The organism is Mycobacterium sp. E2462, from assembly GCF_001672685.1.
Lineage (GTDB): Bacteria > Actinomycetota > Actinomycetes > Mycobacteriales > Mycobacteriaceae > Mycobacterium.
The window spans coordinates 1-629 of record NZ_LZKC01000403.1 but is presented as its reverse complement, the minus strand read 5'-3'; the positions used below and the strand labels follow the sequence as shown (position 1 = coordinate 629).

General features: G+C 74.1%; 1 protein-coding gene and 1 pseudogene. Both read left to right on the top strand.

What is annotated here, in order from left to right; all coding sequences use genetic code 11:
- On the top strand, positions 1 to 410 hold a 410-nt coding region (locus tag A5714_RS20810; protein ID WP_304528512.1), incomplete at its 5' end, for a nitrilase-related carbon-nitrogen hydrolase.
- Positions 407 to 629: pseudogene (locus tag A5714_RS20805) on the top strand (DUF2993 domain-containing protein); the annotation flags it as partial. The gene A5714_RS20810 and the pseudogene A5714_RS20805, both read left to right, overlap by 4 nt.

Sequence of the window (629 nt, the reverse complement as noted above, 5' to 3'; positions counted from 1 at the left end):
TGGGGCTGACCGTCTGCTATGACATCCGCTTCCCCGCGCTGTACACCGAGCTGGCCCGCCGCGGGGCCCAGCTGATCACCGTGTGCGCGTCCTGGGGCGCCGGTCCCGGGAAACTCGAGCAGTGGACGCTGCTGGCGCGGGCCCGCGCGCTCGACTCGATGAGCTACCTCGCCGCCGCCGGTCAGGCGGACCCCGGCAAAGCCCTGGACGGCGCGGGCGCCCCGACCGGCGTGGGCGGCAGCCTGGTCGCGTCGCCGCTGGGCGAGGTGGTCGCGTCCGCGGGATCGCAGCCGCAGCTGCTCGTCGCGGACATCGACGTGGACCGGGTCGCCAAGGCCCGGGAGAGCATCGCGGTGCTGAGAAACCAGTCGGACTTCACACAGGTTGATAGTGCAGAATCGGTCGGGTGACGAACCCGCAAGGACCCCCGAACCAGGACCCGCCGACGTGGGGCCGTCCCGGCAGCCAGGGCCCCTTCGGCCCGCCGCCCACTGAGCGGCCGACCGAGCGGATCAACACCGGCGGCCCGCGGCAGGCGCCGCCGCAGCCCGTGGCGGGCGCCTCGCAGGCGGCTACCGAGCAGTTCGGCGCCCCCCAGCCCAATCTGCAGCAACCTCAGTACCCGCCGC